Here is an 8,610-nt window from a genome sequence, read left to right as displayed (position 1 = left end):
CCCCCGCCCCCGCCTGCGGTCGGCGGGGGCGTCGGCAGCGCGGCGGCCCCGTCCAGCGCGCCCGGCGCGGGGCGGCTCGCCGCGCCCGAGGCCGTCGCCTCCTGCATGGCGCGCAACGCGTCGAACGTCAGCACGCGCCGGGAGCGTTCGGCATCCCTGCGGCGCACGGTGGCGCCGGGGCGCTCGGGCCCTGACTCACGCGCCCCCGACCAGGGCAGCGGCACCACCGCGAAGACGCCCTCCTCCTCGCCCCGCACCCCCAGCAGCCGGGCCAGCCGCTCCTCGTCGAACCAGAGCGCGGGCTCCACCGTCACGCCCCTGGCGCGCAACCACATCCGCCAGGTGCCGAGCAGCGCACCCAGGTCCATGGAGACGGCGTGGAAGGAGAAGCTGTTGTACTTGAACGCGTTCTGCCAGTACTTGATCCCCAGCACCAGGTACTGGTCGGTCGGCGGCCCCGGTGGGTCCTCGCCCAGCGCGGCCCGCACCTCGCCCGTCACATCGCCGGTCAGCAGCCGCCGCATCGCGTGGTGGCGGGCCGAGTAGGCGTGGATCCCGGGCGGCGCCGGGTCGCTGGCCCCCGACACCCAGTAGACGGCCACCGGGTACAGGCCGCCGCCCGACGCGGTGCCCCGCGACCAGTTGGCCAGCGGGTAGAACGGCAGCGCGTCCAGGTCGGTGTTGGCCTGCACCCCGAGCCGCCGCCCGGTGAGCCCGTAGGAGTCGCGCAGCAGTCCGGAGAGCAGGCCCCGGTCGCACGCGCCCCCTCCGCCCGGGTCCTCGCCCGGCGCGGGGGACAGGCCGCGGTCCACCGTCGCGCCGGCCGGGTAGTCCTCGCCCTCGGGCAGCGGCAGCAGCTCGGCGCCCGGGTAGTGCTTGGTCTTGCGCGGCCCGTCGGCCCAGTCGGGGACGAAGTCCACCGGTTCCATCGGGATCCGGCCGCGGTGCAGGATCGCGGTGGCGTAGTCATGGGCGTATCCCATGGTGAACCTCCTTGTCGGCCCTCGGGTCTGCTCGGTCGGCTCGGTCCGCGCCGGGGCCGGCGGTGGGGCCGGCGCTCGGGCCGGTGCCGGTCGTCACGGGAACGGGTGCGGGGCCGGGTTGAGGTCCGCCGGGGTCAGGTCGCGGTCGCGCAGGCCCGCCTCGCGCAGCGCCGTCCGCAGCCGGGGCATGCCCAGGGCCCGCTGCCGGGACCAGCCGAAGTCGATGGGCAGCAGCCCCGGCACGATGACGGAGACCGTCACCAGGCCCAGCTCCCGCTGGCCCGGCGCCGTCTGGTCCACCACGATCACCTCGAACCCGGCCGCGGTCACCGCCGCGACGCAGCGCTCCACGTCCTCGCGCAGGTCCTCGGAGACCGGCGGCACGGAACCGTCGCCGAACCGCTCGGCCAGCGCGTGCAGCGGCCGGATCTCCTCGCCCTCCCCGCCCAGCAGGAACGCGGCGTGCGCGCCCATCTCCGGCACGCCGTAGACCAGCGGGTGGTCGTGCAGCGCCGTCACCCGGTCGAAGTCCCCGGCCATCGCGCGCAGCCGCGGCTCGTCGGCGGCCGTGCGGCCCGGCAGGTTGACGGCGTCGGTGGCGATCTCGCACAGCGCGGCGGCCAGCGCCGCCTCCGGGTCGAGCCCGGCGCCCGCGCCGAAGCACATCCGGCCGAGCCCCCCGTCCTCGCGGACCGCGACGCCGGTGACGACCGGGACGGGGAAGGTGATCCTGGTGTCGAAGAAGCGGGCCCGGTAGCCGTACATCGCCAGCCGGTCCACCATGGCGCGCGTAGCGGGCCGTTCGCTGGTGGCGGGGTCGAGCTCGGGCAGCGGCGCCCGCCCGTACCAGGCCAGCAGGAACGCGTCCCGCTCGATCACCTCCATCAGCCCGAAGTAGACGGCCTCCTCCAGGCAGCCGCCCGAGGCGCAGCCGTTGGAGCTCTCCTGCACGAAACGGTCGGCGAGGCCCGGGGCGTGGTAGTACGTCAGCACCTCGGGCACCAGCACCGGCCGCCCGGCGCCCATCGCCCAGCCCCACACCCAGGGCAGCTCGCGGTCGGTGCGGAACGGGGCGATCCCCGGGTTGGCGCGGTGGAACGCGTCCGCGTACAGGCCGCACTCGCGCGGGTCGAGCGCGTGCAGGCCCCCGGCGCGCAGCCCGTCCAGGCTGCCGGTGACCGCGGAGGCGCGGGCGCGGGGGCGCATCCCGGCATAGCGTTCGAGCCCTTCGAGGATCCCGACGCGGACGCTCCCCCGGAAGGTGTCGGTGTGCCCGCCCCAGAACGTCTCCCGCAGGTAGTCGCCCGAGCGCAGCGAGAAGCAGCCGATGGCCGCGGAGGTGGAGGTGGAGGAGACGTCGTGGACGACGGAGGGGCCGAGCGCCCCGCAGACCGGGTTGGCGTAGGCGTCGGTCGGCAGGTCGTAGGCGTCCAGGTCCCGCACGCGGAAGGTGCCGGCCCCGTGCTTGGGCGCCGCGCTCAGCGTCAGCGCCGCCGCCTCGGGCGTGTCCGGCTCGGCGTGCCCGCAGCGCGGGCACTCCGGATCGGGCAGCAGCGGGTAGCGGCGGACGGCGAGCGAGGCCAGGTCGACCAGGTGGACGGCGGGCCGCCCGCCGGGCGCGGCCAGCGCGGCGGCGGTCACGGCGGCGACCGCGTCGGCGGCGAACGGGGTGAGGTACGGGGTCGGCCCCGCCGCCCGCGTTCCCGAACCGAGTTCGAGGGCGTCCCTGAGCGCGGGCGAGCGCACCGACTGCCAGCGGCGTTCCAGGCAGCGCGCGCAGGGGCGCCCGCCGGGCGTGTCCCCGGCGCCCGGGAGCGGGCCGACGACCGCGTGGCGCCCGTAGATCCGCACCGGGACGGCGCCCTGCGGCGCGCGGTCCGGCGCGCGGTTCGCGCCGCCCGCCGCGAAGGCGTCGGCGACGCCGAGCGCGGCCACCTCCACGGCGGGGCGCCGCTCGGGCCAGGCGGCGAGCCCGGCCGCGACCAGCTCCCCGAACGCGCGGCAGGCATCCTCCACCACGGGATCCACCACGGGACCGGCCGGGCGACCAGCCGCGGGATCCGTGAGCGGGGCCGCCGCCGGGTCAGCGGTCCGCATCGGCGTCGCCCAGGGTGAGCAGGATCCGCGCGGTGTGCAGCCCGGCGGAGAGCAGGTCGGCGGGGGTGTCACCGGCGTGGAGCACGTCGCGGCCCGTCGCCCGCAGCCGGTCGAGCACCAGCGGGAAGGAGGCGGGCGCCGCCTCGCCGGCCACCCCGGCGGTGACCGTGACCGTCTCGGGCGCCAGGTCGGGCAGGAGCGGGTCGCCCGTGTCCGGCTCCTCGCCGGTCACGGCGGCCAGTTGAACGGCGCCGAGCAGGTCGCGCAGCGCGGCCACCTCGGCGGCCTCCCGGGTCAGGTCGCAGCCGACCGCCCAGCGGCGCGGACCGTCCCCCGCCGTCTCGCGGGCCAGGACCACATGGGCGCCGGAGTGCCGGGCCTCGCCCAGGTCGAGCAGCTCGGCCTCCGTTCCCAGGGTGGCGGCGGAGCGGCGCAGGAAGACCAGCTCCGGTCCCTCGCCCGCCGCGTCGAGCACGCCGACGCGTCCGCCGCCCCTGACCGCGCGCAGCAGCGCCTCCTGGGCCAGCGCCGACAGCAGCGCGTGCCCGGCCGCCTCGCCCGGCGTCGCCCCGGCGCCGAAGCCGCCCGAGCCCGCGAGCAGCAGCCGGTCGCGGTTGTGGGGGCCGAACGGGCGCAGCGCCGCCGTCGGCACCGCCAGCGGCTCCTTGGTCAGCAGCGAGGTGACCGCCGACCACGCCGCGATCCGGTCCGCCGTCCCGCCCTCCACGCCCCCGCCCGTGGCGAGCCGGCCCGGCAGCACCCGCGGCAGCTCGCCGGGACCGCCGGGCAGCGTGCGCGCCGGGACGCCGTGCTCGTTCCACACCCCGGCCGCGGCACGCAGCCCGCGCTGCCTGGCGCCGGCGAGGTGGTGCACGTCGAAGGCGGCGACGCGGCGGGGCCGTCCGGGCGCGGGCACCACCTCCACGCGGGTCACCTTCAACGGGGTCTGCGGCAGCGCCTCGTCGTCGTAGCGCGTGAAGACGCCGGTGTGCGGGCGGACCAGGGCGGCGCCGATCCGGTTGAGGTCGGCGACCAGCTCCTCCGCGTCGCGCGCCGACTCCACGGTCACCGTCCTGGCCAGGGACAGCTCACCCGGCGGCTCCTCGGCCGCCCCCGCCTCGCCCGTCCCCGCCGTGGCCCGCGCCCGGTCGGCCGCGGGCGCGCACAGGCGGCAGCGCGGGTGCGGGTGCAGCGGCTCGGCGACCACGTCCAGCGAGTCCAGGTCCTGGATGAGGACCTGGCCCTCGGTCTCCGGCGGCAGCGCCCCGGTGGCCGTGCGGAAGATCTCGTAGGCGAGGAGGTTCCCGACCATCGCGGCCACCGGACCGGCCAGCGACCCGCCGGGCGGGCCCTGCGCCGCGCTCGCCCCGCCCGCCACCTCGCTCCACAGCTCGGCGGCCGACGCCGGGTCCACGTTGGCGCCCAGGCGCAGCAGCGCGCACGACCAGCAGCCCGCGCTGTCCGCCGTCGAGCGCGGCCCGACCACGACCCGTTCCCCGAAGGTCCAGGCCGGGATCATCAGCTGGCCCGGCGCCAGGCCCGCGGCCAGCAGCGCGTGCGCGCGCACCGCCGCGTCCCGGCCGGTGACCACCACCACGTCGTGGTCGGGGAAGGAGTCGAGGCCCGGGGGCAGCCGGGTCAGCTCCACCGGGCAGCCGTCGCCCGCCAGCCCGGCCGCCTCCTCCTCGGCCGCCGGAGCCGGGCTCTCGGCGGCGATCGCCGCGTTGCCGTTGCGGACCAGGCCCAGCACGCACCAACGGGCCGTCTCGCTGTCGCCGAGCACCGCGACCCTGGTCCCCCTGAAGCGGGAGAACCGCTCCTCGGCGCCGTCACGGTAGTGGTCGACATAGGCGACCTGCGCCGCGAAGCGCCGGGCGACCTCCGGCGCGAGAACGGCCCCCTCACCGGGCCCCTCACCGGCCCCCCCGGCGGGCGCCACATCCCGGGCGAAGCCCCGCTCCAGGAGCGATCCGACCAGGGTGGCCACCATCGCCCGCTGCGCGTCGCCCACCCCGGCGCACAGGTCGGCCAGGCGCGCGCTGCCGTCCAGCCGGGGCACCAGCAGCGACGCGAACCGGTACGCGGTCCGCCCGGTCAGGTGGAAGCCGCCATCCGCGTTGTGGAACAGCACACCGCCGGGGGTCTGCGTGAACAGCACATCGCGCCGGACGCGCGGGCGGGTCCCGGCCAGGCGGTCGAACGCTTCTGCCATCCCTGTCACACTTTCTCTCTCGGTCGGACGCGGCCGTGGCCGCTGCGCGCGGCGTACAGCCGCAGCAGCTCGTGCACGCGGTAGGGGCCCGGGGGCCCGTCCTCCAACAGCCCGGCGTCCGCCAGCCGTTCGAGCACGTCCTCGGCCTCCGCGCCGGCGAAGCCGGGCAGACCGGCGCAGTCGCCGGCCACCACCACGGGCGACGGCAGCCGCCCGATCGTCAGGAACGCCTCGACCAGCCCGGGGCCGAGCCGGTCGAGGGCCGCGCCCAGCACCCTGCTGACCGACATCCCCGGGTCGTCGGTCAGCGCCAGGCTGCTCAGCGGGTCCTCGGACAGCCAGCGCACCCCGTCGGCGAGCGGCAGACCCGGCCGGGTCATCAGCCGGGCGGCGGCGATCAGCAGCGCCAGCGGGTGGTGCCCGCACCCGGCCGCCAGCTCCCGCGCCGCCGCGGGCTCGGCCGCCACCCGCTCGCCGCCGAGCACGGCGGCCAGCAGCTCCTGCGACTCCCGCGGCGCGAACGTCTCCAGCCGGTGCACCCGGCCGCCGTGCGTGGCGATCAGCCCGGCCAGCTTCCTGCGGCTGGTGATCAGGACGGCGCCCGCGGGGGCCGCCGCCAGCACGGGGCGCGCCTGCTCGGCGTCCGCCACGTCGTCGAGCAGCAGCAGCGCCCGGCCCGCGCCCGGCGCGGGCAGCGAGGCGCCCAGCTCCGCCGTCAGCTCGTCGGCGGGCCGCGGCTCCCCGTCGGGGCCCGTCATCCGCAGCAGCAGCCGCCCCCCGGGGAACGCGTCCCGCATCAGGTGCGCCACCTGCTGCGCCAGCGCGGTCTTGCCGATGCCCGGTGCCCCGCAGACCAGTTCGAGCGAGGAGCCGCCGCCCTCGGGACCCCGGCCCAGGCGGCCCACCAGGGCGGCGACCTCCCGCGCCCTGCCGGTGAACCACGGCACCGGCGGCAGCGTCGGCGCCACCGCCGCGGCCACCGCGGGCCCGGCCGCGGGACCCAGCTCCTCGCCGCGCAGGATCGCCAGTTCGAGGGCCTGGAGCGCGGCCGAGGGGCCGATGCCGAGCTCCCTGTCCAGGTACTCCTTGAAACGCCGGTACTCCGACAGCGCCTCGGTCTGCCGCCCCGCCCGGTACAGCGCCTCGATCAACTGCTCCCTGAACCGGCCGTGGTCGGGGTGCGCGCGGGTGTGGCCCCACAGCTCGACCAGCGCGGCGCCGTGCTGCCCGAGGGCCAGCTGGAGGTCGCAGGCGCGCTCCAGCGCGGCAAGGCGCTCCTCCACCAGCCGGGGCACCTCGTCCCGGTGCAGCGCCCCGGAGCGCACATTGGGCAGCGGCGCGCCCTGCCACAGGGCCAGGGCGGCGCGCAGCAGGGCGAGTTCGGTCTCCCGGTCGGTGTCGCGGCGGGAACCGGCCACCGTCTCGCGGAACTCGACCAGGTCCAGCGAGCGGGCGTCCGCGGTGATCCGGTAGCCGCCGGGCACCGCCTCGATGGGGGTGTCCAGCACCCCGTGCCGGGTGAACAGGCGGCGCAGCCGCAGGACACACGTCTGCAACGCGGCCCGCGCGGTGGCCGGCTGGGTGTCGCCCCAGACCATCCGCTGGAGATAGTCGGACGAGACCACGCTGTTGGAGTGCAGAAGGAGCGCCGCCAGCAGGTTGGCGGGCTTGGAGGGCTGGAGAACGACGGTCTCCGCGCCGTCGCTCATGCTGAGCGGCCCGAGCAAGTGGAACCGCATCGCGCGAGCCCCCCGAGGACGTCCGATGTACTGCGGGCCAGACGCTACCCGCGTAGCGAACAGGCGGGGAGGGGCTGCCGCGTCAGCTTGCTGCACGCCCCCGAGTCCGCTTGCTGCCACCCCCGGTGGTTTCCCCGGCGGGCGGCGGAAATGAGGGGTACCCGGGCGGGGCACCGGTTCCGGGCGGGCGACTACGATGGATCGCCAGGGCGCGAGCCACGCGAAACGGGGAATTTCGGCGCATGTCACCTCCGAGGTCATCCGAGCAGCCGACCGGGCGGACCACCGGACCGGCGGCCGGGGGCGCGATCCGGGTGGTCCTGGTCGAGGACCACGACATGGTGGCCGAAGCGATCGCGCTCGCGCTCGACCGGGCGGACGGCATCCGGGTCCTGGCGCGTTCCCGCTCGCTGGCCGAGGCCGTCGCCGACGCGCACCGCCTCGCCCCCGATGTCGTGGTGCTCGACCGCGGGCTCCCCGACGCGGACGGGATCGGCGGCATCGGGCGCCTCGGGAGCGCGGCCCCCGGCGCCCGCGTGCTCATCCTCACCGGCGAGGCCACGGCCGCCCTCGCGGCCCGCGTGGTGGAGGCGGGCGGCTCGGGTCTCGTGCTCAAGTCGGCGCGCCTCGACGAACTGGAGGACGCCGTACGGCGGGTGGCCGCGGGGGAGGTGGTCTTCAGCCGGAGCCTGCTGGGCGGGATCCTCGACCGGCTCTCGGGCCGCGCCGCCGGGGCCGGGGCCACCCTCACCCCGCGCGAGCGCGAGACGCTGCTGCTGTTCGCCGAGGGCCTGTCCACGGCCGAGATCGGCGAGCGCCTCTCCGTCGCGCGCAACACGGCACGCAACCATGTGCAGCACGTGCTGGAGAAGCTGGGTGCCCGCTCCAAGCTGGAGGCCCTCGCCATCGCCCGCCGCGAGGGCCTGCTCGACTGAGCGGCCCCCGCGGCGCCCCCCCGCGGGGCGCGCCGCCTGATGCATGCGCACCATGCGCCCTGGCGCGCCTGCGTCTCGCCCCCGCGTCCGGGCCCGGTGCACAGTGCGAGGATGGAATCGCCGGCCCCGGCGTTCGAAGCCGAGCTGGACCTGGCGGAAAGCGGCGCCAGCACCGCCCGCGCGCGGGCGTTCGCCCGTCAGCTGCTGCTCAGGCACGGCTATCGCGGCCTGGTGGACGATGTGGTCCTGGTCGTCTCCGAGTTGGTCGCCAACGCCCTGCGGCACGGCCGAGGGGCGCCCCGGCTGCGGCTGAGCGTCACGGCGGTCGGCGTCCGCGTGGAGGTCGCCGACAGCGGCCGGGAGCTTCCCGTCAGCCTCCCGCCGGGACCCCACGGCGGCAGGGGCCTGCACATGGTCGAACGGCTCGGCAGGCGGTGGGGGTTCGAGGACATGGGCCAGGGAAAGGGCCAGGGAAAAGTGGTGTGGTGCGAGCTGAGGGCGTAACGCGCGCGCCGCCCTGTGCCAGGCTCGTTCGCATGCCCCTCGGCCCACACGACCCCGCATCCGGCCCCCCGCCCGCCCCCGGACCCGAGCCCCGTCCCGGCGAGCCCGCCATCCAGCTGCTCGTCCAGGCGGTGGTGGAC

The 8,610-nt window shown here is 77.3% G+C and carries 5 protein-coding genes and 1 pseudogene; 2 read left to right on the top strand and 4 right to left on the bottom strand.

Annotation, left to right across the window (positions count from 1 at the left end):
• The 4 genes and pseudogenes from ADY01_RS28410 to ADY01_RS28395 form a co-directional block, all read right to left on the bottom strand.
• Positions 1 to 983, bottom strand: a pseudogene (locus tag ADY01_RS28410) (nitroreductase); the annotation flags it as partial.
• A 93-nt stretch (positions 984 to 1,076) separates the two neighbouring features.
• Positions 1,077 to 3,080 carry a TOMM precursor leader peptide-binding protein gene (locus ADY01_RS28405; protein WP_078900688.1) on the bottom strand — a complete coding sequence of 668 codons (2,004 nt, stop codon included), beginning with the start codon at positions 3,078 to 3,080 and terminating at the stop codon, positions 1,077 to 1,079.
• Positions 3,067 to 5,292: a TOMM precursor leader peptide-binding protein gene (locus ADY01_RS28400; RefSeq protein ID WP_049579219.1), complete on the bottom strand. Its 2,226-nt coding sequence runs from the start codon at positions 5,290 to 5,292 to the stop codon at positions 3,067 to 3,069. Before ADY01_RS28400 ends, ADY01_RS28405 begins: the two co-directional genes overlap by 14 nt.
• Positions 5,293 to 5,297: 5 nt before the next feature.
• Positions 5,298 to 7,031 (bottom strand): AfsR/SARP family transcriptional regulator, encoded by a 1,734-nt coding sequence (locus ADY01_RS28395; protein ID WP_049579217.1) that lies wholly within the window; start codon positions 7,029 to 7,031, stop codon positions 5,298 to 5,300.
• Between the two features lie 242 nt (positions 7,032 to 7,273).
• Here ADY01_RS28395 and ADY01_RS28390 point away from each other — a divergent pair, with 242 nt between their 5' ends.
• Together ADY01_RS28390 and ADY01_RS28385 are read left to right on the top strand one after the other, a co-directional pair.
• Positions 7,274 to 7,966: a response regulator transcription factor gene (locus ADY01_RS28390; RefSeq protein WP_078900687.1), complete on the top strand. Its 693-nt coding sequence runs from the start codon at positions 7,274 to 7,276 to the stop codon at positions 7,964 to 7,966.
• A gap of 111 nt (positions 7,967 to 8,077) precedes the next feature.
• A complete protein-coding gene (locus ADY01_RS28385; protein WP_053171298.1) occupies positions 8,078 to 8,470 on the top strand; it encodes an ATP-binding protein in 393 nt (130 codons plus the stop codon).
• Positions 8,471 to 8,610 lie beyond the last annotated feature (140 nt).

Origin of the sequence: Streptomyces sp. SBT349, from assembly GCF_001083795.1 — a bacterium.
GTDB lineage: Bacteria > Actinomycetota > Actinomycetes > Streptomycetales > Streptomycetaceae > Streptomyces.
The sequence above is the reverse complement of the archived record's forward strand: the minus strand, read 5'-3'. Positions and strand labels throughout refer to the sequence as shown.